The 24224-nt window shown below is 59.0% G+C and carries 20 protein-coding genes and 1 pseudogene; 12 read left to right on the top strand and 9 right to left on the bottom strand.

The genetic code is table 11. The features are described from left to right. Positions 1–30: 30 nt before the first annotated feature. From HZA03_12000 to HZA03_11985, 4 genes are read right to left on the bottom strand one after another with little or no spacing between them, the layout of a single operon-like run. Positions 31–2229, bottom strand: a complete 2199-nt coding sequence (locus tag HZA03_12000) for a response regulator (protein MBI5638677.1) — start codon at positions 2227–2229, stop codon at positions 31–33. Between the two features lie 58 nt (positions 2230–2287). Continuing rightward, complete coding sequence (locus HZA03_11995) at positions 2288–3208, bottom strand: NYN domain-containing protein (protein MBI5638676.1); 921 nt, start codon at positions 3206–3208, stop codon at positions 2288–2290. Beyond that, positions 3201–3515: a hypothetical protein gene (locus HZA03_11990; protein ID MBI5638675.1), complete on the bottom strand. Its 315-nt coding sequence runs from the start codon at positions 3513–3515 to the stop codon at positions 3201–3203. Before HZA03_11990 ends, HZA03_11995 begins: the two co-directional genes overlap by 8 nt. Further along, entirely contained in the window at positions 3490–4176 is a 687-nt protein-coding gene (locus HZA03_11985; GenBank protein ID MBI5638674.1) for a hypothetical protein, read from the bottom strand. Before HZA03_11985 ends, HZA03_11990 begins: the two co-directional genes overlap by 26 nt. 98 nt (positions 4177–4274) lie before the next feature. Between HZA03_11985 and purD the strand changes: the two genes are divergently transcribed. After that, on the top strand, positions 4275–5543 hold the full coding sequence (gene purD, locus HZA03_11980) for a phosphoribosylamine--glycine ligase (GenBank protein MBI5638673.1): 1269 nt from the start codon (positions 4275–4277) through the stop codon (positions 5541–5543). Between the two features lie 150 nt (positions 5544–5693). Here the strand turns inward: purD and HZA03_11975 are convergent, their stop codons facing one another. After that, complete coding sequence (locus HZA03_11975) at positions 5694–8777, bottom strand: fibronectin type III domain-containing protein (protein ID MBI5638672.1); 3084 nt, start codon at positions 8775–8777, stop codon at positions 5694–5696. A 351-nt stretch (positions 8778–9128) separates the two neighbouring features. Continuing rightward, positions 9129–10502 carry a sigma-54-dependent Fis family transcriptional regulator gene (locus tag HZA03_11970; GenBank protein MBI5638671.1) on the bottom strand — a complete coding sequence of 458 codons (1374 nt, stop codon included), beginning with the start codon at positions 10500–10502 and terminating at the stop codon, positions 9129–9131. Positions 10503–10638: 136 nt separating this feature from the next. Here HZA03_11970 and vsr point away from each other — a divergent pair, with 136 nt between their 5' ends. The 11 genes from vsr to HZA03_11915 are packed head-to-tail and all read left to right on the top strand — an operon-like array spanning position 10639 to position 19412. Continuing rightward, positions 10639–11010 (top strand): DNA mismatch endonuclease Vsr, encoded by a 372-nt coding sequence (gene vsr / locus HZA03_11965; protein MBI5638670.1) that lies wholly within the window; start codon positions 10639–10641, stop codon positions 11008–11010. After that, positions 11011–12180: a DNA cytosine methyltransferase gene (locus HZA03_11960; protein ID MBI5638669.1), complete on the top strand. Its 1170-nt coding sequence runs from the start codon at positions 11011–11013 to the stop codon at positions 12178–12180. 7 nt (positions 12181–12187) lie between these two features. Then, positions 12188–12793: an Eco29kI family restriction endonuclease gene (locus tag HZA03_11955; GenBank protein MBI5638668.1), complete on the top strand. Its 606-nt coding sequence runs from the start codon at positions 12188–12190 to the stop codon at positions 12791–12793. A 57-nt stretch (positions 12794–12850) separates the two neighbouring features. After that, positions 12851–13795, top strand: coding sequence for a hypothetical protein (locus tag HZA03_11950; protein MBI5638667.1), 945 nt, complete (start codon positions 12851–12853; stop codon positions 13793–13795). Continuing rightward, positions 13792–14562: an MBL fold metallo-hydrolase gene (locus HZA03_11945; protein ID MBI5638666.1), complete on the top strand. Its 771-nt coding sequence runs from the start codon at positions 13792–13794 to the stop codon at positions 14560–14562. The genes HZA03_11950 and HZA03_11945 overlap by 4 nt, the downstream gene beginning before the upstream one ends. 12 nt (positions 14563–14574) lie before the next feature. Continuing rightward, a complete protein-coding gene (locus tag HZA03_11940; GenBank protein ID MBI5638665.1) occupies positions 14575–15870 on the top strand; it encodes an adenylosuccinate lyase in 1296 nt (431 codons plus the stop codon). 32 nt (positions 15871–15902) lie between these two features. Further along, positions 15903–16601 (top strand): phosphoribosylaminoimidazolesuccinocarboxamide synthase, encoded by a 699-nt coding sequence (locus HZA03_11935; GenBank protein ID MBI5638664.1) that lies wholly within the window; start codon positions 15903–15905, stop codon positions 16599–16601. Next, entirely contained in the window at positions 16598–16846 is a 249-nt protein-coding gene (purS, locus tag HZA03_11930; protein ID MBI5638663.1) for a phosphoribosylformylglycinamidine synthase subunit PurS, read from the top strand. The genes HZA03_11935 and purS overlap by 4 nt, the downstream gene beginning before the upstream one ends. 1 nt (position 16847) lies before the next feature. Then, positions 16848–17312, top strand: a complete 465-nt coding sequence (locus HZA03_11925) for a cyclic nucleotide-binding domain-containing protein (GenBank protein MBI5638662.1) — start codon at positions 16848–16850, stop codon at positions 17310–17312. Positions 17313–17320: 8 nt separating this feature from the next. Further along, the gene (gene purQ, locus HZA03_11920) at positions 17321–18010 is read left to right on the top strand and encodes a phosphoribosylformylglycinamidine synthase subunit PurQ (protein MBI5638661.1); all 690 of its coding nucleotides are present in this window, start codon (positions 17321–17323) and stop codon (positions 18008–18010) included. Between the two features lie 25 nt (positions 18011–18035). Beyond that, positions 18036–19412: a PAS domain S-box protein gene (locus HZA03_11915; GenBank protein MBI5638660.1), complete on the top strand. Its 1377-nt coding sequence runs from the start codon at positions 18036–18038 to the stop codon at positions 19410–19412. Positions 19413–19421: 9 nt separating this feature from the next. Here the strand turns inward: HZA03_11915 and HZA03_11910 are convergent, their stop codons facing one another. The 3 genes and pseudogenes from HZA03_11910 to HZA03_11900 form a co-directional block, all read right to left on the bottom strand. Continuing rightward, positions 19422–22505 (bottom strand): efflux RND transporter permease subunit, encoded by a 3084-nt coding sequence (locus tag HZA03_11910; protein ID MBI5638659.1) that lies wholly within the window; start codon positions 22503–22505, stop codon positions 19422–19424. Further along, a complete protein-coding gene (locus HZA03_11905) occupies positions 22502–23590 on the bottom strand; it encodes an efflux RND transporter periplasmic adaptor subunit (GenBank protein MBI5638658.1) in 1089 nt (362 codons plus the stop codon). Before HZA03_11905 ends, HZA03_11910 begins: the two co-directional genes overlap by 4 nt. A 3-nt stretch (positions 23591–23593) precedes the next feature. After that, positions 23594–24172 (bottom strand): annotated as a pseudogene (locus HZA03_11900) (TetR/AcrR family transcriptional regulator). Positions 24173–24224 lie beyond the last annotated feature (52 nt).

The following is a 24224-nucleotide window of genomic DNA, read 5'->3' as shown; positions in this document are numbered from 1 at the left end:
CGCGCCCATTACCTGTTTGTCCTTATGCAATCAACTTTTAGGAATTGAGAAATAAAATACGCTGCCCACGCCCACTTTGCTTTCAACCCCCATCTCCCCCCCGTGCGCTTTTATTATTCCGTCGCATATCGCCAGCCCCAAACCGGTGCTTTTTTCATTGCCGGTCGGCTTCACGCTCAGTCTGCTGAACGGCTTGAACAGTTTGGATTTTTCCCCGTCAGGTATTCCAACCCCTTCATCCCGGACGATAACTTTCACCGTGGAAATGTAATCCTCCAGCGAAACATATATGTTTTTCCCCGGTATGGTGAATTTAACCGCATTCGCCAAAAGGTTGTCCACCACCTGCCCTATTTTTGAGGCATCAAAGACCGCTTCCAGTTCCGGCGGGGAGTGGTGGATCGTTATGTTTTTCTGTTTTGCCAGCACCGATGCGATGGCGACCCTTTTTACCAGCAGTTCCGCCAGGTTGCCAGCCTGTTTATTCAGGGTTACGATACCGCTTTCAAGCGTATATGCGTCCAACAGGTCTTCAAGCAGGCGCAGCATTCCGTCACTGGCATCGTGGATGATGCCGAGAAACTTTTTTGCCGTCGTTTCGTCACAATCCTTTTCCAGGAGCAGGTCGGTATACCCCTTGATCGAACTGATGGGGTTCCGCAGGTCGTGCGCCGCGCAACCCAGCAATTTGTCTTTTTCCAGGCTGATTTTCCTTAGCGCCTCTTTTTCCTCTTCAAGCTGCTCGAACAGCCTCTTGACTTTCAGATGGCTTGTCACCCGGGCCAATAATTCGGATTCGTCGAACGGTTTTAGCAGGAAATCGTTTGCCCCGGCGGCAAGCCCCTTCAAAACGTCACTCTTGTTGCCGGATGCGGTGAGCATTATGACCGGTATTTGCCGATATGCGGCCTCCTTCCTTATTTTTTGAGCCAGTGCGAACCCATCCATTTTCGGCATATAGCAATCCGTCACCACGATGTCCATGCCGGCCTTTTCCAGCACCTTGAGGGCTACCACGCCATTCTCCGCCGAATAAACGTTGTAGCCGTTTTTGGCGAAGAAGTATTTCAGTATGTGCCGCGTGGTGCCGCTGTCGTCCACCACGAGGATGTTTCCCGTCTTGTGTATTTTCTTCGCTTCCAGCAGCATTTTGATAAACGAGGTGAGGTGCCCCGGCATGAACGGCTTTGTGAAATACTCAACGCCGCCCACTTCAAACCCCTTCTCGCGGAATTCCGGCGTGTTACGCGCGGTAATGAAGATTACCGGTATATCCTGGGTAACCGGGTCTTCCTTAAGCCGGCGGCAGGTCTCAAGCCCATCCATGACCGGCATTTCGACATCCATTGTTATGATGTCCGGCTTGATGATTCGCGCTTTTTCCAGCGCCTCGCCGCCGTTCGCGGCCATGTGGATGTGCGCCCATTGCGGAGAAAGCTCCTGGGAAATAAGGGCGCGCGCCACGGGGCTGTCATCCACAACCAATATATGCTCAGGCCGTTTTTCCCCGGCTTCCTTCTCCATCTGGCAGATGATGTTGATCAACTCGCTCTCTTGAACCGGTTTTCCCAGAAAATGGTTCACCCCCGCGTCAAAGGCGGCGTCTATCCTTTCTTTATCAATATCGCTGGAAAGGATGACGGTCTGAATGCCGGAGGTCGCCGGGTCTGAAAGGATGCTAAAACAGAGCTTGTATCCGTCCGTATCGCTTAACGTGGTGCTCGTGATCAAAATGTCCGGCTTCGCTTTTTTAGCCATGTCCATCGCTTGGTGTCCCGTTTTGGCGAGGAGAACCGTATAGCCGTATTTGGCGAGCGTCCGCTCCAGTATCTTGGCCACCGTTTGCGTCGGCTCGCAAATCAGTATTGTATTGAGCCGGTTTTTCCCGGCGTTGAAGCTCATCAATTCGCGGTGCAGGGTCTCTTCATTGATGAACCCGTTTTGAACGAGAACGTCTCCAATCCTCACCTTGCGGCGCGTCCTGACATCCAGCAGATAGCGCAACTGATTGGAGGTCAGGTACCCCATGGAGACCGCCGCTTCGCCGAACATGAGGTCGGGTTTGCCGTCCGTATGCTCCATGACGGCGCACACCTCCTCGGCGGTCATATACTCTTCTTCTTCGGCGATGACGCCCAATAGCCGCTTCTTGTTTTGCAGCCGCAGGGCGATATCGTGCTGCTCTTTTGTGATGACCCCCTTGTCCACAAGAAATTCGCCAAAGCCCATGCTATTTACCCCTTCCCTTTCAGCTTCATCGGTACGTCCCCTGTTTCCCGGCGCGCGTTTACGGCGTTTCGGCGTTGGCGGAATATTCGGGAAGCTCTTCGTCGCCCGCCGGGTAGTCCTCATGGTGGTCCGCCGGGCCGCGTTTATCGGCCGCCGCGAAAGAGTTGCCGCGCTTGCGTCCTTCGTTCACCGGCACGATATTGCGCGCCTCCATTCCCTTTTCCCCCGGCGTCAGGTCGAACTCGAATACGATGTCGCGGCTGGGGAGTTCGTCCGCCACCGTCTGATCCCGAAAGTTGTAGAGGTGGGCGAACGCGCTTCCATAAGGGGAGGGCGGCTTGCGCGGGTCGGTGATCCAGAGGTTGTCCAGCTTGTTCAAGAAACGCATGAAGCCGTATCCCTTGTCCTTGAAGAACTTGTTGCAGGTGCCGCGCACCTTGCTTCCCGGCTTGCCCCATTCGCCGCCCCCCTCTATCGGCAGAAGGCCGGGGATAAGGTAGCCGCTCACGAAGAGGTCGGCCTCCTTCTTCAGGTCGTACGATACGTTTTTGAACGCGGTCACCTCGCAGCGCAGCCCTTTGCTCTGCAGCGCGCGCGCCACCTGCACGAAGTCGCCGTCGCCGGTGGCCAATATCACCTTCTCCATCCCCTCGGATTGCAGCAGCGCGTCCACGGCCATTTCCAGGTCGGTGTTCGCCTTGCTGTGGCGGACTCCCATTTCGTCGGTGAACCACTTCACTTTTTTCTCGATGACCTTGTAGCCCCAGTCGCGCAGGGTGGAATAAAAATCGTTGGTGCCGTGGCGGTAATTGCTGTCGGTGCGCCCTTTTTCCTCGTCGAACACCGCGTAGACGTTGAGGCGGACCGGGTTGTAACCGTCGCGGCTGGCGAAATCGCGCAGCACGTCGAAGCGCATGCCGTAGCCGCCCCCCATGTTCAGATTGCTCAGGTCCACGTAAACGCCGACTGCTTTAGCCATAAAAAACTCCTTTGGGAATGGCGCAACGCGAAGCGATGAAAAAGCCGCCGTTGTCCGGCGGGGTGAAAGTGATTTTTGGCGGTTCGGTGATTATGGGGCGCGCGTTGCGGCGCGGGCCGGTTTTGTGATTCATTGCTTCCGTTGGCGGATTATTAATATTCATTTGATTGCCGCCAACACGGGTAGCCGTGTTGGCCGTTAGATGAACTGGCGATTTCAATGTCCATGATTGATAATGGCTTAATAATACCGCAACCGGCGGCATATGCAAAACGGGCGGACTATTCCGCGTCCGAACCTTCTTCATCTGTGGTTTGCCACGGCAGCAGCAGCGTGGCAAGGCCCGACTCTTCGAGGAAACGCTCCCTGCCGATTTTGGCGATAAGCCGTCCAAGCCGCATTTTTTTGCCGCCCTCCTGCATATATGTGATGACCCGTTTGATCACGGCGAGCACCGCCTCTTCGTCGTTGGCAAGGCCGGCGCTCTGGGCCAGCACCGGGCCAAGACCCGCCGAACCGCCCAGCAGGATTTCGTACCCCTGATTGTGCGCGATGATCCCGATGTCTTTCACCGCCGGCTCGCTGCAACTCCGCGGGCAGCCGGCGATGCCGATGTGCAGTTTGACCGGCAGGGGGGTTCCGCGGAACCGTTTGTCGATCTCCCGCGCCAAGGCCAGCACCGGGCGTTTGTAGCGCTGGCAGAACACCTCCGCGCTGCAGAGCCGCACGGGGCGGACGCGGGGCGCTTTAAAGTTGTTCGATTCATAGCCGGGAGCCGGATCGTGCGGGCGTTCATGCCCTTCCCAAACGAACACCATCTCGCCGCCGAACTTCACTTTTTCCGCGCCGGATTCCTTCAATCGGGCAACCAGCTTTTCCAGTTCGCCGATTTCAATAACTCCCGCCGGCATGTAGGGGGCAAAGGTGGCCGGGCGGATCCGGCCGGTGGCCAGGGGCTTTTTTTTCATTGGCATAAACGCCAGATTATCACAGTGGGACGCGGGTCAAATGACTTTCGTCATTTCAACGCCACCGCGCCGCCATCGGTGGTATACTTTTGCCCGTTATGAAAGTCTTGGTGATCGGCGGCGGCGGGCGCGAGCATGCCATCGCGTGGCGTTTGAGCCAAAGCCCCCGCGTGACAAAGCTGTTCTGCGCGCCCGGCAATCCCGGCACCGCGTCCATCGCCGCCAACGTGCCGGTGGCGGCGGACGACGTGGAAGGGCTGCTTGCCTTCGCGCAAAAAGAGCGGATCGATTTCACCGTCGTCGGCCCCGAAATCCCCCTCGTCAAAGGGGTGGTGAACCTGTTTCAGAAAAACGGCCTGAAGATATTCGGCCCCACCCAAAGCGCCGCGCGGTTGGAGGGGAGCAAGGTCTTCATGAAGGAGATGCTCGTCAAGGCGGGTATCCCCACCGCGCACTACAAAGCGTTTACCAGCGCCGCCTCCGCCATCGCGTATCTCGAAACCGCCCCGTTTCCACTGGTGATAAAAGCGGACGGCCTGGCCGCCGGCAAAGGGGTGCTGGTCACCGGCGACAAAACGGAAGCGGAGATTTTTATCTCTGCAACCATGGAGTTCGGTGCGTTTGGCGATAGCGGCGACACCATCATCATTGAACAGTTTCTTCCCGGTGAAGAGGCCAGCTACATCGTGGTGGCGGATGGCGCGGACTTCGTGCCGCTGGCCAGCGCGCAGGATCACAAGCGGATTTTTGACGGCGACAAGGGGCCGAACACCGGCGGTATGGGAGCCTACAGTCCCGCGCCGGTGGTGACGAAAGAGGTGGATGAAAAAATCAGGCGCAAGGTCATCGCCCCGCTCATCAAAACGATGCGCGAAGAGGGATGCCCGTTCACCGGTTTCCTCTATGCGGGGATCATGGTGAGCAACGGCGAGCCGTATGTGCTGGAATTCAACGTCCGCCTGGGCGACCCCGAGGCGCAGCCGCTGATGTTCCGCTACCACGGCGATCTGCTGACCCTGCTGGAAGCGGCGGTGGCGGGGAACGTCATGAGCGTTACGCCACAATGGAAAAACGACGCCGCCGTCTGTGTGGTGATCGCCTCCGATGGTTATCCAGGCGATTTTGCAAAAGGGTTTCCCATCGAAGGGCTTAACGCCGATGCTGAAAACGTGGTGGTCTTCCATGCCGGCACAAAGCTGGAAGGGGGCAAGATCGTGACGGCCGGGGGGCGCGTGCTGGGAGTAACCGCCGGCGGATCGACCATCGAAGAGGCGGTGAGGCGCGCCTACGAACGGGCCGCCACCATCAAGTTCAAGGATATGTTTTACCGCAAAGACATCGCCCACCGCGCCATCAACCGCAAATAAGCGGCCTCCCGCATCAGGCGAAAAAAAGCGGGAACCCGCGGGGCGTTGAAAAATTATTTAGGCATGTCATTCTGAGCGGAGCGAAGAATCCCTTTCCGGAAAGAGATCCTTCGCCTATAGCTCAGGATGACAAGTAGCTGCTGTTGCTGTTTATTTCGGCGTTTTTACGTCAACGGCGGCTGAGGGCTTGCTTTCAAGCCCGGTGGAATCGACCGCCGTAACATAGAACGTGTAGGAAGAATCCGCTTTGAGGTCTTTCACCGTGAAAGACGTATCCGTGACCGTTCCGGCAATCGACCCGCCCAAAAATCCTTTTTTGTAGATGTTGTATTTCACCACGTCGCCGGTGGGGGAGGGGTTCCAGGAAAGGCCGGCCACGGTCTGTTCCGCCGTGGCGGCGGGGGCGCCGGGAGCCGCTGGCAGCGGCTTGGTGGCGACGTTGACGGTATCCGACGGTTCGCTTTCCAATCCGTCGGTATCTTTCGCCGTCACGCGGAAGTAGTATGTTGCGCCGTCTTCCAGTTTGCCGGCGGTGAAAGAGGTTTCTTTCGCGCTTCCGGCCGGGGAGAAGCCCTTGTCGGCGTTCATGCTTCGGTAGACTAGATATTCTTTGATATCTTTTTCGGCGTTGGCGTTCCATTTAAGGGATGTCCGCTTCACTTCGCCGCTGGTTCCGTCAAGGCCGGCCGGTTTGGCGGGCAACGGCTTGGTAACGCCCGTCACCGGCTCCGACTGCGCACTTGGCACATCGGCCACGTTATACGAGGCAATTCGGTATTGGTAAGCGGCGTTGTCCTTTAGCGCGCCAAACACCCCTCCCTTGTCGGTGTAGGCGGCCACGTCACGCCCGGGAAGTTTTTTTATCGACTCGGGTTTTTTTCCATCGGCGTCGCGGAACAGTTCGTAACCGGCGATATCCTCTTGCTTGATGGGCGTCCAGGTCAATTGCACTTCGCGGAATTTTCCGGCGCTTGCCTTAAAGTCCCGCGGGGTTTCGGGCGGGCCGAAGGTGGCGGCCTTTACGGCTTGCGAGAGGGGGCTTTCCACGGCTCCCCCTTTGAGGTATGCGGAAATCGCGTAGTGGTATTCGGCGCCATCCTTGAGGTGGTTCCCCTTGTCGGTCAAGGCGGTTGCCGCGCGTTCCTTCGTTTCGCCGATTTTCTTGAATTCGCCCCCCGGCGCGTCCTGCCGGTAGACCAGATAGCCGGCGACGTCCTTGTCGGGATGTTGATCCCAGTTGAGGGAGATGCTGCGGACGAACTCTTTGGCGATGCGCGGCGCGGCCGGGGCTTCCGGCTTCGGATGGGTGGTGGCGGCCACCGTGGCGGACGGTTTACCCGCTTTCCCCACCTTGTTCACCGCGAGCAGCCGGTAGTAATAGGCGCGGCCATCTTCCAAGGGCGTTTCCTTGGATGCTTTAAGCACGGCCTGGAGGTCTTCCCCCCTTTTTATGGAAAGTACATCGGTAAACTTGCCGTCTTCCGTATCGGCCTTTTGGAGGATATAGCCGGCGGTTTCCGGATCGGACGGCTTGGTCCAGTTGAAGGTCACTTGGAGGATTTCATTGGAAACCGCCTTGAAGGCGGCGGGGGCGGCGGGACCTCCCTTGGTGGTTGCCGCCGCGGGTTCAGAAGGGAGACCTTCCACCTTTTCGGCGTTAACGGCGGCCACTTTGTAATAGTAGGTTGTTTCATCGTTGATCGGGCTCGCCTTGCTGTCGGTGTCGGCGTAGGCGGCGGTTTCGGCCCCTTTGAGCGTTGCGATGATGGCGTATTTCCCTTCCCGCGTTTCGCCGCGGTAGATGATATAGCCGGCCGCTTCGGGCTCTTTGGCCGGCATCCAGGCAAGATCGACCGCGCGGATTTTGGTGGAAGTGGCGGTGATCCCGCCCACAGGGCCGCAGCGCAGGCGCACCAACTGGGTGGGCTGGTTGGCAACGATTTTTTCAGGGGCGATCTCCGCGGTCACTTCCACGGTGGCGGTCTTCGGGGTGAGGGCCGTGACCTTGATTTTTCCCACGGCAACCTGCTTGATGTGGCGTATCTGCCCGGTCGCCTGGTCGACGATTTTTTCATCGGCCCGGATAACGTTCAGCACATCCCCTTTTTTCAGGCCATCCAGCGAGCCGATATTGATAACCGCCTCTTTGGCCCCTTCTTTGCGTTCGATCACCATTCCTTCGGCATAGGGCTTTACTTTTAATATTTCGATGGAGAGCGGTTTTTCGGCGGAGCCGGCGGTTGCGCGGTTTTCCGCCTCGTCCCATGCCTCAATGTAGTATTCAACCGCGTTGCCGCCCATCATCGCCGCCGGGATATTGAGGGAAGCCGCGCCGTTGGCGGTGGCGGGCCGGACCTCTTTCACAAAGTTTTTTTCTCCCGCTTTCCGGTAGGCGAACTGGGCGGTGGCGGTTCCGGAGTTATCCAGCACTTTAGCTGATATAACCAGTTCAGAGGCATCGGAGATGTTTTTTGCCGGCTCGTGCATGATTGACGGCGGTTCTTTGTCCAGTGCCTGGATGGCCATCTCATACGGCGATTCCGGGGTGCCATCCAGTCCAATATTCCCGGCGGCATCCACGGCGCCCAGATAATATTGCAGTGTGCTCCCTTTTACGAAGTTGCTGGGAACCACCCCTTCGTAGAGGCCTTCCGCCAGCTTGAACATGGGGCTTTTAACGTAGTCTCCTCCGGCCTGCTTCGCGCGGAAGTGGAGAAAAACCTCCTTGACCCCTTTGTTGTCGCGCGCGGAGGTTCGTACCGTGTAGGAGCGTCCTTCGCGCGGTTTTTGTCCCACGGTATGGATGATCTGCGGGGGGGCTTTGTCCTCTTCTTCCTTCGGCTTGAGCGTTACCGCCACATCGGCGCGGGCTCCAGCGGTGACCGTTATGGCCTGGGTATGGCCGATGCTCCCTTCTTTGCTCACTTGGATGATATGTTCGCCGGGAGTCAACTGTTCGGCCACCAACGGCGTGTTTCCTGCCGGTTTGCCGTCCAGAAGCACGGCGGCTCCCGCAGGGGTGGAGATGATGGCAAGGGATCCGAATTTCGGGGCGGGGGCTTCGACCGGCTTCGCTTCTTCCGGCGGTGCCGCAGCTTTTGCTGGCTTCGCTTCCGCTGGCGGAGCCACCTCTTCCGGCGTTGCTTCAACCGCTGTGGGCGGAGTGTCCGTGTCGGCAAATGCCCCGGCGGCGGCAAACAGGAAAATGGCGGCAAAACAACTTTTCTTGATCACGATCCCCCCTTTGGCGAAAGAACTCACCGCTTACTATAGCAAAACGGGGAAAAAGCGGAAAGGGAAGGGAAAAAGAAAAAAACGGGGGGAAAGGGGAGGGGAGGGGAAAACCCCCCGTTTTTTTAACGTGTTTAATGGGCGGTCAAAACCAATGCAACAAACAACTTAAAAATCTTTTTTGTCATTTACTGCCTGACTCCTACAACCTATGCTTAGTAATTAGCATAATCTGTGCCAATTGTAATAATAGATAAATCAGCTATATATAATTTTACTGCATCTTAAATTGTGCGGTAAAAACGTGATAGTGCGGTATCTTTGGGATATTTTATGTTTTTCAGGGGGAGATGGTTAGAGGCGGCGGTAAAAGATGCTCCGGTCCAGTTTTAGCAAGTCGGCTGCTTTTGATTTGTTGCCGCCGCATTTTTCAAGGGCCAGCTTCAGCACTTCGTCCGTAACCTTTTCCATTGAAAACCCTTCTTCGGGGAGGTCTATCACAAGATGTACATGGCCGGGCCGGCTTCCGCCGGGCGCGGCGCGGTCATTATCTTCGTTGATGATGAGGTGTTTCGGCTGGATCAACTCGCCTTCGGTGAGGATGGCGGCCCGTTCAAGGCAATTTTTCAGTTCGCGGATGTTGCCGGGCCATCCGTACCCCAGCAGTTTTTCCATCGCCTTCTCCGAAAGGCCAGGGAGCGGCTTTCCCAGTTCTTCCCGCAGGTGATCGAGGAAGTGTCTTGCCAGCAGCGGGATATCTTCTTTCCGCTCGCGCAGCGGCGGCAGCGTTATCGGAAACGAACTGATGCGGTGGAAGAGGTCGGCCCGGAAACTTCCCCGTCCAACCATTTCCTCCAAATTGCGGTTGGTCGACACGATAATCCGGAAATCGGCCTTTATCGGCTGATTGGAGCCGACTTTTTCGTATACCCGTTCCTGCAACACCCGCAACAGCTTCACCTGCAGGTCCATCGGCATATCGCCGATCTCATCGAGCAGGATGGTTCCTTTCTGCGCTAGGCCGAACTTGCCGTCCCGTTCGCGGTCCGCCCCCGTGAATGCCCCTTTGACGTGGCCAAATAGCTCCGATTCCAGCAGAGTGGAGGGGATGCCGGCGCAGTTCACCGCCACGAAGTTGTTCGCCATGCGGGGGCCGGAGAAGTGAATGGCGCGGGCCAGCACCTCTTTGCCGGTGCCGCTTTCCCCGTAGATCGCCACGGTGGTATTGAGGGCGGCGGCCACTTTTTCGGTTGTTTCCAGCACCCGTTTCATCAGGGCGGACTGCGTGACGATATTGTGGAAGCTGTATTGTTCTTTTAGCTGGCTTTTGAGTTTTACGTTTTCTTCATTCAGCCGCCGGAATTCCAGGTTGCGGCGGACGGCCGCCACCAGCGCCAGCGGTTCAAACGGCTTGATCATATAGTCGGTGGCGCCATCCTTCATCATGGCGACCGCCATATCGATGGTGCCGTGGCCGGTCAGCATGATGAACGGCAGGGAAATTCCCCGCTTCTTCATCTCTTTGAGCAGTCCCGGACCGTCCATATGGGGCATTTTTTGGTCGGCGATAATCATATCCACGCTTTCCCGCTCCAGGACATTGAGCGCCTCAAGTCCGTTGCGGGCGGTGAGAGCCTGAAAGCCTTCCAGCTTGAGAATGCTGCCCAGCGTCAATAGCGCCACTTCGTCATCGTCGACGATAAGCACCGCCGCTTCGTAATTTCCCATTACAATCCCCCGGCGCCTATTATGCGCCAAGCCGCCGCCGCAGGCAAACTCCGCATTGGACCCGGTTTTCCGGTAAAATCAAACCGTGCCGCCAAAAAGATCAGACCCCTTATCCCCGATAGAGCGAAGCCGCTTAATGGGCAAGGTGAAAAGCAGGAATACCCAACCCGAACTGGCCGTCCGCCGCCTTGTCCATTCCTTGGGTTATCGATACCGGCTGCATGTGAAAAAACTGCCCGGTACGCCCGATATGGTCTTCGCCAAAAAGAAAAAGGTGATATTTGTAAACGGTTGTTTTTGGCACAGGCATAACTGCGCGGACGGGCGGCGGCTTCCCCATGCCCGGCGAAAATTCTGGCGCGCAAAATTGGAGGGAAATAAAAAGCGGGACGGGTATAATATGAAGATGCTTAAACGCATGGGGTGGATGGCACTAACTATTTGGACATGCGAGATTGATAACAGTGGTTCAATGAAGAAAAAAGTTCTCAATTTCTTGGGGCGGTAAGTGAATTCAATCGAACTGTTTGCCGGGGCCGGTGGTTTGGCGATGGGGGTTTCCAACTCCGGGTTCAGCCACAAGGCGGTCATTGAATACGATGCCGATTCATGCGAGACCCTGCGGGAAAATAAAAAAAGGGGCGTGAAGCCGGTTGCCGCATGGCCTATTTTCCAGCATGACGTGAGGAAATTTGATTATTCCGCGCTGAACGGCGAAATAACCCTTGTCGCGGGAGGCCCCCCGTGCCAGCCCTTCTCCCTCGCCGGAAAACATAGGGGGTTCAATGACCGCCGTGATTTATTCCCGGAAGCGGTTCGGGCGGTGAGGGAACTGCAACCGAAAGCGGTCATTTTTGAAAACGTCAAAGGACTCCTTCGGCCCGCCTTTTCGAAATATTTTGAGTATATCGTTCTTCAGTTATCCTATCCCTTTTTGGCGGCAAAACGGGAAGAGGGCTGGGAAGAACATCTATCGCGCCTTGAAAGGCATCACACCCAATCCCGGCGGAAAGACGTTTCTTATAAAGTCCTTTTCCGCCTTTTAAACGCCGCGGATTTCGGTGTTCCCCAAAAAAGGGAACGGGTGTTTTTTGTGGCGGTTCGCGCCGATATCGACCTTGAGTGGAATTTTCCGGCGCCGACACATTCACAGGATGCGTTGTTGTTTGACCAGTGGATCAGCGGAGCTTACTGGAAACGGCATGGCGTTTCCTCCCGCCACATTCCGCGGATGGATAAAAGATTGGCCCCCAAAATACGGCGAATGGAATCCCGCCTGTTTGGGCCAACCCTGAAACCTTGGGCCACGGTGCGGGACGCCATCGCGGGCCTTCCCGATCCCCGCGCGAAAGAAGCGCGGACAATTCCCAACCATGTTTTTAACGATGGGGCGAAAACCTATCCGGGGCATACAGGCAGCCCCCTTGATGAACCCGCGAAAACCCTTAAGGCCGGGGATCATGGTGTGCCGGGGGGCGAAAACATGATGGTCTTGCCTTCCGGCGATGTGCGCTATTTCACGGTGAGGGAATCCGCGCGCTTGCAAACCTTCCCGGACAAATACCTGTTCCCCCGCACATGGACGGAGTCGATGCGTCAGATTGGTAACGCCGTTCCGGTAAGGCTGGGGCAGGCGGTGGCGGAAAGCGTGGCATCCCTGCTTCGCGGACACAATTGAATGACGTATGAACGACAAACCATTTAATCCACTTGATAAAAAAAACTTGGGGCTTAGCGTCGCCGATGCCCTTCTTGAGCAGAAAGCCCATCAATTGAAGGATGTCCTGAAATTCGATGGGGCGGGTGTTTACGCAATCTACTATGCGGGAAATTTTCCCCTCTATAAACGGATATCGGCGAAAAATAAAAACAGGAAATTCGATTGGCCCATCTATGTGGGCAAGGCCGTTCCCGCCGGAGCCCGGAAAGGGGGCTTCGGCTTGGATGAGCAGCCGGGGAACGTTTTGTTTAAACGGTTGCAGGAACATCTTGCATCCATTGAAGACGCTGAAAACCTCGATGCAAAAGACTTTTTTTGCAGATACTTGGCTGTTGACGATATTTGGATTCCGCTGGGCGAATCCCTCTTGATCGAGAAATTTTCACCCCTTTGGAACAAAGTGGTGGATGGTTTTGGAAACCACGACCCGGGTTCGGGGCGGCACAATCAACAAAATAGTCCGTGGGATATTCTGCATCCGGGCAGGGCATGGGCGGCTAAACTCAAAGACAATAAAAAATCCCGCGCCAAAATAGCGGAAGAAATCGAGGCATTTCTTGATCGGCATTAACCCGGAAAATATCGGGGGGCTTTCGCTCCAAATCCTGAACTATAATTTCGGGTCTGTATGACGAAAAAACATGAGCGGGCCGATTTCGGGAAGATCACCAGCTACCCCATCGCCCAGCGGACGAATAAAGTGAAAATCGCCGATTTCGCCAACGTCGACGGCTACCGCGCATCGAAAAACATCGCCGACCTGCTGCCGAGGCAGCTCAAGGCGTCGGACTTCAAGGCCATCACCGGCCACCTGCGGGCCGCGCACAAGCACGGCAAAGGGGTCATTTTCGCCATCGGCGCGCACGTCATCAAGGCCGGCTGCTCCAGCATCCTCATCGACTGGATAGGGCGCGGCGTCATCACCGGCATCGCGATGAACGGCGCGGGAGCTGTGCATGACCTTGAGATCGCCCTCATCGGCGAGACCAGCGAGGACGTGGAGGAAGAAGTGAAAACCGGCCGCTTCGGCATGGTGGAGGAGACCGCCGCCATGACGATGGAGGCGTTGCGCGCCTACCCGGAGACGGGCTTCGGCCAGTGCATCGGCCAATACATCCTCGACAAAAAAATGCCGCACGCGGACAAGAGCATCCTCGCCGCCTGCGCCGCCAAGGGGATACCGGCAACCGTCCACGCCGCCATCGGCTGCGAGATCACCCACATCCATCCGCAAACGGACGGCGCGCTCATCGGCGAAAAAAGCTTCGACGATTTCCGCGTTTTCACCGCGATGCTTAAAACGCTCACCGGCGGCGGCTGTTACTTCAACGTCGGCTCCGCCGTCATCCTGCCCGAAATTTTCATCAAGGCGCTTTCCGCCGCCCGCAATCTGGGCGGCGACGTGCGCGATTTCACCGCCGTCGATTTCGACATGATCATGCACTACCGCCCCGGCGTGAACGTGGTCTACCGCCCGGTCACCACCGGCGGCAAGGGGTACCGCGTCATCGGCCACCACGAGCTGCTGCTGCCGCTGCTTTACCACATGTACGAAAACGGCGGCGAGAGATGAAGCTTTGCGTGCTCGGTTCCGGCAGCGAGGGGAACGCCATCCTCGTCCACAGCGATACCAGCGCCGTGCTGATAGACGCCGGTTTCGCCTGCCGCGAACTGGAAAACCGCCTCAAGCGGATCGGCTTCGAGCCGGGGGACATCAAAGCCATCGCCATCACCCACGAACACGCCGACCACATCCGGGGCGCGGCGCTTTTTTCGCGCAGGTACGGGATACCGCTGTACCTCACGCGCGGCACCGCGCTGGCCGCCAACGGGCAACTGGAAAAAGCGGGGCGGCTTGAGACCGTCACCCCCGATGAGCCGTTCACCGTGGGGGACATCACGCTGCACCCCTTTGCCATCCCGCACGACGCCGCCGAGCCGGTGGCATACCTGGGCGAATGCGGCGGCCGCCGCGCGCTGATAATGACCGATCTGGGGCACGTTACCGTGCGCGCCGTGGAAAAGTTCCGCTTGGCGCATCTCGCGCTGGTGGAGAGCAATCACGATCCGGAGCTGCTGAAAATCGGCCCCTACCCCTGGCCGCTGAAACAGCGCATCGCCGGCAAACTGGGGCATCTCTCCAACGACGATTGCATGGCCCTGCTGGCGGACGCGGCGGGGGACGGCCTCAATACCGTCATCTTCGCCCACCTGAGCAGGCAGAATAATAACCCCAACCTCGTCCGCGTGGGGGCCGACAGCTTTTTCGCCGCGGCGGGGCACAAAATAAAATGCGAGATAGCGCGGCAGGACCACCCCGGCGAATTGCACGATGTATAAGGAAATTCTCCGATGATAGAACGATACACGCTTAAGGAAATGGCCGCCCTCTGGTCGCCGCACAACAAATTCGCCGCTTGGCTGGAGGTGGAAATCGCCGCATGCGAGGCGCACCACAAGCTGGGAAACATCCCCGCCGGCGCGCTTGCCGTCATCAGGCAAAAGGCGAACTTCGATGTTGCGCGCATAGACGAGATCGAGCGCGAGGTGCGGCACGACGTTATCGCCTTCCTCACGTCCGTCGCCGAATTCGTCGGGCCGGAAAGCCGGTACGTCCACATGGGACTCACCTCGTCCGACGTGGTGGACACCGCGCTCTGCGCCTTGATGAAACGCGCCGGCGGATTGATTCTGGAAAAGCTGGACCTTTTTCTCGCCGCGCTGGAGAAGCAGGCATACGCGTATAAGATGACGCCGTGCATGGGGCGCACCCACGGCGTACACGCCGAGCCGACCACCTTCGGCCTCAAGCTGGCGCTCTGGCACGCCGAGATGCGGCGCAACCGCAAGCGGCTGGTGAGCGCCGTCGAAACCATCGGCGTGGGGAAAATATCCGGCGCGGTGGGCACCCACGCGCATTGCAGCCCGGATATCGAAAAATACGTCTGCGAAAAGATGGGGCTGGTTCCCGCCCCCATCAGCACGCAGATCATTCAGCGCGACCGGCATGCGGACTACATGGCGGCGCTCGCCATTACGGCCGCCACCATCGAAAAAATAGCCCTCGAAATCCGCCACCTCCAGCGCAGCGAGGTGCTGGAGGCCGAAGAGCCGTTCCACCAGGGGCAGAAAGGCTCTTCCGCCATGCCGCACAAGCGCAACCCGGTGGTGTGCGAGCAGATGTGCGGCTTGGCCCGCGTGATGCGCGGCAACATGCATACCGCGCTGGAAAACGTGGCGCTGTGGCACGAGCGCGACATCAGCCACAGCGGCGCCGAGCGGGTGATCGTGCCGGACAGCACCACGCTGCTGCATTACATGCTGGAAAAGATGCGTAAGGTCATCGAGGGGCTGCACGTATATCCCAAGCGGATGCTGAAAAACATCGACGCCACCTACGGCCTTTTTTACTCGCAAAAGGTGCTGCTGGCGCTGGTGGAAAGCGGCATGATCCGCGAAGACGCCTATGCGCTGGTGCAGGGGCTGGCGATGCGCTGCTGGCGCGAGGAACTGCTTTTCAAGGATGTCGTCAGGGCCGAGCCGAAGATAGCCGAGCGCCTCACGCCGGCCCGGATTGAAGAATTGTTCGACCTGAACTATTATCTAAGGAACGTGGACGAAATTTTCAAACGCGTATTTGGCGGCTGACGCCGCATTCGGAGGAAACCGTGACCAGGCAGATGGAAAAGATTTACGAGGGCAAGGCCAAAATCCTGTATCTCACCGACAATCCGGATCAGGTGATACAGCACTTCAAGGACGACGCCACCGCCTTCAACGCGCAGAAGCGCGGCACCATCGTGGACAAAGGGGTGATGAACAATATGCTCACCGCCCATCTCTTCGAGTTTCTCGAAAAAAACGGGGTGAAAACCCATTTCGTGAAAAAGCTCAACGACCGCGACATGCTGGTGAAAAAAGTGGCCATCGTTCCGGTGGAAGTGGTGGTGCGCAACGTGCTCGCCGGCTCCCTCGCCAAAAAACTCGGCAAGGAAGAGGGGAGCCAACTGGCCCACCCGGTGGTGGAGTACTACTACAAGGATGACGCGCTGGGCGATCCGATGATAATGCCCGACCATGTGCTGGTTTTCGGCTGGGCCACGCAAGGCGAATTGGACGTCATCCGCGCGGCGGCGCTGCGGGTGAACGGGCTGCTGCTGGAGCTTTTCAAAAACCACGGCATCCGTCTGGTCGACTTCAAATTGGAGTTCGGACGTTTTAAAGGCGAAATCATCCTCGCGGATGAATTTTCGCCCGACACCTCCCGGCTGTGGGATATGGAGAGCGGGGAAAAAATGGATAAGGACCGCTTCCGCCGCGACCTCGGCAAAGTGGAAGAATCGTATCGCGAGGTTGTGCGGAGGATATGCGGCCAATGAAAGCCAAGGTGACGGTGACGCTGCGCGACGGCATCCTGGATACGCAGGGAAAGGCGGTGGAGCACGCCCTCCACTCGCTCGGCTTCACGGGGGTTAAAAACGTCCGCATCGGCAAGCATATCGAGATGGATATCGACGGCGCGGACGCGGCAACCGCCAAAAAACAGGTGGACGAGATGTGCGGGAAGCTCCTGAGCAACCCGGTGATGGAAAACTTCCAGATCACCGTGACGGAAGGGAAATAGGATGGACATCGCCGGGATCAAAAACATCATGTGCGAGATACCGATGTTCGACAACATCAAGCAATCCGACATTGCCGTGCTCGCCAGCAAGCTGGAACTCCGCCGTTACCCGGCCAATACCATGGTGGCGAGGGAAGGATCCCCCGGCGACTCCGTGTTGTTTATCACCAGCGGCAAGCTGGAGATACGCAAAGAGAGCCTTGACGGGAAATATACCGTGCTCGCCCAGCATGGCAAGGGGAAGAGCGTGGGCGAAATGGCGCTGGTTCGCGGCAACGCAACGCCGCGCGGCGCCAGCATTGTGGCCACCGAGTTGACCGAAGCGCTTGTCCTTTCGCGCAAAAATTTTGAGGTACTCATCGAAAAAAATCCTCCCATAGCCATACAGATACTGCGCAACATCGCCGCGGCCATAAGTGACCGGCTGGATCATCTCGGCAGCCGCTACGCCGACAAACAACAGTGATGCCGGCCATGAAAAATCCCAGAATCGGGGTGGTGCTGTTCCCCGGCGCGAACTGCGAACGGGACACGCTCCACGCCGCTTCGCTGCTTCCCGGCGCGGCCGTGCGCCACATCTGGCATAAGGACGCCTCGGTAGGGGACATCGACGTGGTATTTCTCCCTGGCGGCTTTTCCTACGGCGATTACCTCCGCTGCGGAGCCATCGCCCGTTTCTCGCCGGTGATGCGGTCGGTGATGGAGTTCGCCGAAAAAGGGGGGATCGTCATCGGCATCTGCAACGGTTTCCAGGTGCTCACCGAATGCCACCTGCTGCCGGGCGCGCTCCTGATGAACGAATCGCGCAAGTTCATATGCAAAAACATCCATGTCCGCGTGGAGCGGAACGACATCGCCGCCACGCGCGCGCTGAACAAGGGGGCCGTGCTGAAACTCCCCATCGCCCACGGCGAAGGGCGGTATTACGCCCCCCCGGAAACGCTGCAAGCGCTGGAAGCCAACGGGCAAGTGGTGGTGCGCTACTGCGACGAGAGCGGCAACGTAACGCCGGGCGCCAACCCCAACGGCGCGCTCAACAACATCGCGGGCATCTGCAACGCGCGCGGCAACGTCTTTGGGCTGATGCCGCACCCGGAACGCGCCTCCGAAGCGATTTTGGGCAACACCGACGGCTGGGGCGTTTTCAAATCGCTTACGGCGTAGGATTCGGCGCGGAGGGGGGCGCGGCATGATTAACCGGCTCATCGAAAAAATATTCCGCACACCTTTCATTCACATCTTGTGGGTCAGCGTTGCGCTATCCGTGGCGTCGTCCGAGGCAATCACCGCCGCCATGAGTCTGTATTTTCACGGGGTGGTGACGGCTGATTATCTCGTCACCGGCGCGGTTGCTTCGTTCTTTGTTTCGGGCGGGGTGACATTGCTTATCATCGCGTTCGTTAACCATGTGCGCGCGATTGACAGCCGTTATCAGGAGGAGCGGTTTGCCGCGGCTGCCGTCAACGTCCGCCTCGCCGCCGCGTTGGAGCAGACCGGCGAAGGGGTGTACATCACCGACGCCGGCAACAAGATCGTTTACGCCAATCCGGCTTTCACCCGGATAACCGGCTATTCCGCCGCGGAAGTTTTGGGAAAAACGCCCGACTGCCTGAAAAGCGGCAAGCACCCGGAACAGTTTTACCGGACGATGTGGGAGACGTTGCGCGCCGGAAAGGCGTGGGAGGGGCGTTTCATCAACCGCCGCAAGGACGGCGGCCTGTTCGATCAGCTTACCGGCATTTCCCCCGTGTTTGGCCAGGACGGGACGGCCGCCAATTATGTGGCGGTGATGCGCGACGTTTCGCGGGAGGAGATGCTCAACCGCGCGCGGCGGTACTTCACCGCCGTCACCTCGCACGAGTTGCGCACACCCTTGAGCCGGATGCAGTTGGTGGAATCGCTGATAACCATGGCCCTCGCCGCCCCGGCGGATCAGGTGGAACTCCTGCGGCAGGCCGCCGACGGGTTGGAGAAGTGCCGCAAGGATTTCGACGACATCCTCGCCACCACCGATCTCCTGGCGCAGTTGAGCGGCGGGGAGAGCCGCGGGGAAGACCGCTCCTGCCACCTTCATTTTCTCCTGCAACAGTGCGCGGCCCATACCGGCAAGCGCATCGGCGAGGAACAAAGAAGCCTCACGTTCACCGTTGATTTGGCGCGGTTGCCCGCGTTTTCCATCGTGCCGGCAAAGCGGGAAATGCTCGGCTGGGCGGTGAATGAGCTGCTGGCGAACGCCGTGCGCTTCACGCCGGACGGCGGAACGGTACCGCTGGAAGCAAGCGTCGACGGGGACGAAGCGGTCATCGCGGTAACCGACACGGGCATTGGCATTCCTGAAGGGAGCGGCCGCGATGTCTTCGAGCCGTATTTCGCGTTGGAGGATATCGCCCTCCACTCGTCGGGAAAGTACCGCTTCAAAAGCGGCGGGATGGGACTGGGACTGACGCTGGTGAAGATGGTGATGGAGCACCACAACGCCGATTTTTCCGTGACGAGCGAAGGCGAGAACCGGGGGACACGCGCGGTATTCCGCCTGAAACTGCCGGCGGACGGAACCGGCTTTTAATACCCCCGCTTACAGCGGGCGGGGGCCTGGCTGCCGGCGGCGGGCGGCGCGCTTTTCAAACCACCGCTCCGCCAGCGAATAGACGCTTGGCACCACCAGCAGCGTGAGGAATGTCGACGAGATCATGCCGCCGATGACGGCGATGGAGAGCGGGGCGTTGGTGTCGCTCCCTTCGCCCAATCCCAGCGCGGCCGGCAACATGGCGAAAATGACCGTGAAGCTGGTCATCAGCACCGGCCGCATGCGCACGGGGCAGGCCTCGCGCAGGGCGGCGTCGATGTCTTTCCCCTCCGCGCGCAGCTGATTGGCGAAATCGACCAGCAGGATGGAGTTTTTGGCCACCAGCCCCATCAGCAGCACCAGCCCGATCATGGAAAAAATATTGAGCGTGCTGCCGGTGATCCAGAGCGCGGCCAGCCCCCCGATGATCGCCAGCGGCTGCGCCACCATGATGATGAACGGCTGCGTGAAGCTGTTGAACTGGCTGGCCAGCACCATGTACAGCAGGATGATCGACATGCTGAACGCGAAAATCATGTACCCGACGGTTTTGCCGAATTCCTCCGCCTGTCCGCGCATCAGCACCGTGTATCCCATCGGCAGTATCGCGTCCGCGGCATCCGTAACCTTTTTCATCGCCTCGCCCAGGGGAATGGCGGGATCGGAGAAGAAATTGGCGGCGTATTTGAGATCGAGCCTGCCGATCACGGCCGGCCCCAGCTCCTTTTTGAACGATGCGATGGTATCGAGCCGCACCAGCTTGCCGTCGCGCGAACGGACGTATATCTTCTTGAGGTCGGCGGGGTTTTCGACCTGCCCGTCGGCCGCTTTTATGCGTACGTCATAGCGTTCGCCGTCCCCCGGCTCATCGTTATATTTCGCCGCGTCGTAGCCCCCCACCAGCACGTTCACCGCCATCGCCATGTCGATGGCGGAAAGGCCGAGGGTTGCGGCGCGGGCGCGGTCGATGCTGATATTCACCTGCGGCATGTCGGTCTGGAGGTCGAGGTCGAGGCGTCCCAACGCGCCGTCGGCGGAAAGTTTCTTCTTCATCTGTTCCGCGAGCGCGGCCACTTGATCCAGGTTGACGCCGCTCAGGGTAAACTGGAGCGGTTCGCCGCGGCCGCCGCTCACCATCGGCACGGCGGAGGGGAACGCCATCACCCCCGGTATCCGGGCGAATTTTCCGGCAAGCGCGTCCATCACCTCATACTGCTTGAGCTTGCGTTCCGCCTTTGGCGTCAGCCGCACAAACGCCATTCCCTGGTTCACCTGCCCCGCCTGTCCCAGGCCGATGGCGGTGAAGTAGGTCAGTATCTCTTTCTGGCCGGCCATCACTTTTTCCACTTCCGCGAGGCGGCCGGCGGCATAGTCGATGCTGGATCCGAGCGGCGTTTTAAAAAACACGATGAAACGCCCTTCGTCCTCTTTCGGCACGAATTCCTTTCCCACCATCGCGAAAAAGAAACCGGTGGAGAGGACGGTGGCCGCGGTGAACAGCACCACCTTCCAGCGGTGGGAAAGCGCGTATTCCAGCAATCTGATGTACCAGCGGTCCATCATGAGGAACGCCCGGTCGAGGAAACGGTAGGCCGGGCCGTGCGTTTCTTTGTCCGCCATCACGAGAAAGCGGGAGCAGAGCATCGGCGTCAGCGTCATCGAAACAAACCACGAGGCGATGACCCCCACGGTGACGACCACCGCGAACGACTGGAAGAATCGCCCGATGATCCCCCCCATGAAAATCACGGGGAAGAAAATGGAGATCAGCGTCAGCGTCGCCGCCAGCACGGCGAAGACCACCTGTTGCGAGCCGTTGATGGAGGCCGACACCGGGTCGCGGTCGATATGCTCGCGGTGGCGGTAGATGTTTTCCAGCACCACGATGGCGTCGTCCACCACCACGCCGATCAGCAGCAGCAGCGCCAGCAGCGTGAGGGTGTTGAACGTATAGCCGGAAAAATACATGGCCGCGATGGCGGAAAGGAGCGATACCGGGATGGCGGTGGCGATAATGAACGTGGCGCGGAAGCTCTTGAGAAACAGGAATACCACCAGCGCCGCCAGCATTACCGATTCGACGATGTGCTCCTTGAGGGAGTTCACCATGCCCCTGATGAACAGGCCGTCGTTGGAAGCCTCCTCTATGGCAAGGCCGGGCGGAAGCTGCGGGATGATCTCGTTCTTGAGGCGCTCCTGCACCTTCTCGATGACTTCGATGGTGTTGGAGCGGCTCACTTTCACGATGCCCAGCCCCACGTTCGGCTTCCCGTTGAAGTTGGCAAGCTGCCGGTAATCGGCGAGGCCGTCCTCCACCCGCGCCACTTCCCTCAGAAATATCGGCGCGTTGTCTTTGTAGCCGACGATCATCCCGCGCATGTCGTTGAGGTTGTGGAACTCGGCGTCCAGCTTGATGAGGAATTCCATGTGGGAGCCGGAGAGAAAGCCGCCCGGCAGCACCACGTGCTCGCCCTCGAAGGCCCCCAGCACGTCGTTGACCGAAAGCCCCAGCCCGGCCAGCGCCGCCAGGTTCAGGTTCACCCGTATCTGGCGTTTGCGTTCGCCGCCGATGAGAACCTGGCCGACGCCGTCGATGTTCTCCAGCCGCTTCTTGATGACGTTGCGGGCGTAAAGGTTCATATCCCCCAGCGTCCGGTCGCCGTTGAGCGAAAGCCACATCACCGGCTGCGCCCCCACCTCCACCTTCGCCACCACCGGATTGTCGATTCCTTTCGGCAGTTGGCGCAGGATTTGGTTCACTTTCGCCTGCACTTCGTTAAACGCCACGTCGGCGTTTTTGCTGAGGCTGAACTCGACCACCACCACCGATACGCCGGGGGAGCTGGTGGACTGGATGTGGTTGATGCCCGGCACGGAGTTCACGGCGGACTCGATGACGCTGGTGACGTTGGAATCCATGACGTTCGGATTGGCGCCGGGCATCACGGTCATGATGGTGATGACGGGAAACTCGATCTGCGGAAAGCGGTCGATCCCCAGCCGGGTGTAGCCGATGTAGCCGAGCAGCATCAGCACGCCGCTCATCATGTACGCCAGGACGTGCCGGCGTATCGACAGCTCAGGCAGCGTCATTTCGCCCTGTCCGCACCGGGAGCCATTTTTACCGCCGCGCCATCGGTGAGGAAACCGGCGCCGTCGGCGGCGAGGGTTTCATCCCCCTTGAGGCCGCTGACAATCTCCACCATGCCATCCTGCCGCACGCCGGTTTTCACCGGCACGGCGCGCGTCTTATCCCCGGTTATGATGTAGACCGTTTCGCCCGCCGGGCGCAGGATCACGCAGAGCGCCGGAACCATCACCGCCGCCTGGCGGGAACTCAGGAGCACCGAGCCGGTGACGCTGGCGCCCGGCATCCAGCCGCCAAGGTTGTCCCTGTTCACGATTACATCCACGGAACGGCTGCCGCTGGTGATTACCGGACGGATTTCCGATATCTTTCCCTCCATCACCGCGCCGGGGTCGATGGGGCTGGTCAGCCGCACCGCCTGTCCCGCAGCCAAGCGGCTGGCCGTGGATTCGGGGAACGGCAGGTGTATCTGCAAGCGGTTTCCGCCGTCGATGATGAACATCGGCTTGCCGGGGTTTACATAATCCCCTTCGGCAACCAGGCGGCTTTGCACTTTGCCGGAGAGCGGCGCGGTGACGGCGGCCCTTTTCAGGTCGCGCGCGGCGGCGGCGAGCTGGCTGCGCAGCGCGGTAAGCTGCGTCTGGGCGTCGTCAAGCTGGCTTTCGGGTATCACTTTCTCGGCGAAAAGGTTTTTCAGGCGGGCCACGTTTTTTTCGGCGTTGGATGCCGCGGCGAGGGCCGCCTCGTGCCGCAGCTTCAGGTCGCCGTCGTCGATTTTCGCCAGCACGTCGCCGGCGTTCACCGTCGCGCCGTTATCCGCCAGCACGGCGCTCACGCGGCCGCTTACCTCGGCCGACACGGCGGGAGCCTCGCGGCTTTCGATATAGCCGACCGATTCCTCGCGGACCTCCACGTTGCGCAGTTCCGCCTTCACGGCGGTCACCGGCACGGCGCGCGGGCCGTGGCCGGTTTGCGCTTCCTCTTTCTTCTTGCAGCCGCCCGCCAGCAGCAGCGCCGCCGCGCACAATGCCGCCGCCATCCGCCTGTTCCGTCCGGAGCCGAATATTTCCATCGCGCCTTTCCCTTTCATCCGTCACCGTGGCCTGATGCCGTTGAGCAGTATTTCAGAAACCGTTTTCACATAGCGTTCCGGGTCGTCCGCGAAGGTTACTTCGCGGTAGTGCCGCAACACCTCGTTGTTTTGGAAGAAAAAAATGTTCGCCGCCAGCACCAGCGCCGTCACCGCGGCGGGATCCATATCCTTGCGCAGTTCGCCGTTCTCCTGCCCTTTGCGGACAAGCGCGGTGAGCGTGGAAAAATTGCGGGCAAAACCGCTTTCGGCGATCTCGCGCCCCCGCTTGCGGCTGTCCGTCAGCAGTTCGCGCAGGATGAGCCGCGCCATGTCGGCGTGACAGCGCATTCCCTCGATATGTGCCTTGGCAAAAAGCTCCAGCTTGCGCGCCACCGTCGCCCCGCTATCTTCCACGTCTTCCAGCAGCGTTTTAATCCCCTCGGCGGCGAAACGGAGCGCCGCTTGATACAGGTCGTCCTTGGCGCGGAAGTGGTGGTAGATGTTCGCCTTGCTCGTTCCCGCCTCTTTGGCGATGGCGCTCATGGATGCGGCGGCGAAGCCGTGCTTGGCAAAAAGTTTTTCGGCGGCGGCAAGTATGCGGCTCACGACGGGGCACTCTTTAGGCGCGGTCTTTTTAACGGAAACGGTTTTT

The sequence above is a fragment of the Nitrospinota bacterium genome (genome assembly GCA_016217735.1).
Classification (GTDB): domain Bacteria; phylum Nitrospinota_A; class UBA7883; order JACRGQ01; family JACRGQ01; genus JACRGQ01.
Note: the sequence above shows the minus strand (reverse complement) of the source record. Positions and strands in the feature narration are given on the sequence as shown.

Bases quoted from the DNA above. Each gene is read 5' to 3' on its own strand.
- HZA03_12000 (MBI5638677.1), bottom strand. From the start codon at position 2,229: ATGGGCTTTGGCGAATTTCTTGTGGACAAGGGGGTCATCACAAAAGAG.
- HZA03_11995 (MBI5638676.1), bottom strand. From the start codon at position 3,208: ATGGCTAAAGCAGTCGGCGTTTACGTGGACCTGAGCAATCTGAACATG.
- HZA03_11990 (MBI5638675.1), bottom strand. From the start codon at position 3,515: ATGAAGAAGGTTCGGACGCGGAATAGTCCGCCCGTTTTGCATATGCCG.
- HZA03_11985 (MBI5638674.1), bottom strand. From the start codon at position 4,176: ATGAAAAAAAAGCCCCTGGCCACCGGCCGGATCCGCCCGGCCACCTTT.
- purD (MBI5638673.1), top strand. From the start codon at position 4,275: ATGAAAGTCTTGGTGATCGGCGGCGGCGGGCGCGAGCATGCCATCGCG.
- HZA03_11970 (MBI5638671.1), bottom strand. From the start codon at position 10,502: ATGGGAAATTACGAAGCGGCGGTGCTTATCGTCGACGATGACGAAGTG.
- vsr (MBI5638670.1), top strand. From the start codon at position 10,639: ATGGGCAAGGTGAAAAGCAGGAATACCCAACCCGAACTGGCCGTCCGC.
- HZA03_11955 (MBI5638668.1), top strand. From the start codon at position 12,188: ATGAACGACAAACCATTTAATCCACTTGATAAAAAAAACTTGGGGCTT.
- HZA03_11950 (MBI5638667.1), top strand. From the start codon at position 12,851: ATGACGAAAAAACATGAGCGGGCCGATTTCGGGAAGATCACCAGCTAC.
- HZA03_11945 (MBI5638666.1), top strand. From the start codon at position 13,792: ATGAAGCTTTGCGTGCTCGGTTCCGGCAGCGAGGGGAACGCCATCCTC.
- HZA03_11940 (MBI5638665.1), top strand. From the start codon at position 14,575: ATGATAGAACGATACACGCTTAAGGAAATGGCCGCCCTCTGGTCGCCG.
- HZA03_11935 (MBI5638664.1), top strand. From the start codon at position 15,903: ATGGAAAAGATTTACGAGGGCAAGGCCAAAATCCTGTATCTCACCGAC.
- purS (MBI5638663.1), top strand. From the start codon at position 16,598: ATGAAAGCCAAGGTGACGGTGACGCTGCGCGACGGCATCCTGGATACG.
- HZA03_11925 (MBI5638662.1), top strand. From the start codon at position 16,848: ATGGACATCGCCGGGATCAAAAACATCATGTGCGAGATACCGATGTTC.
- purQ (MBI5638661.1), top strand. From the start codon at position 17,321: ATGAAAAATCCCAGAATCGGGGTGGTGCTGTTCCCCGGCGCGAACTGC.
- HZA03_11915 (MBI5638660.1), top strand. From the start codon at position 18,036: ATGATTAACCGGCTCATCGAAAAAATATTCCGCACACCTTTCATTCAC.
- HZA03_11910 (MBI5638659.1), bottom strand. From the start codon at position 22,505: ATGACGCTGCCTGAGCTGTCGATACGCCGGCACGTCCTGGCGTACATG.
- HZA03_11905 (MBI5638658.1), bottom strand. From the start codon at position 23,590: ATGAAAGGGAAAGGCGCGATGGAAATATTCGGCTCCGGACGGAACAGG.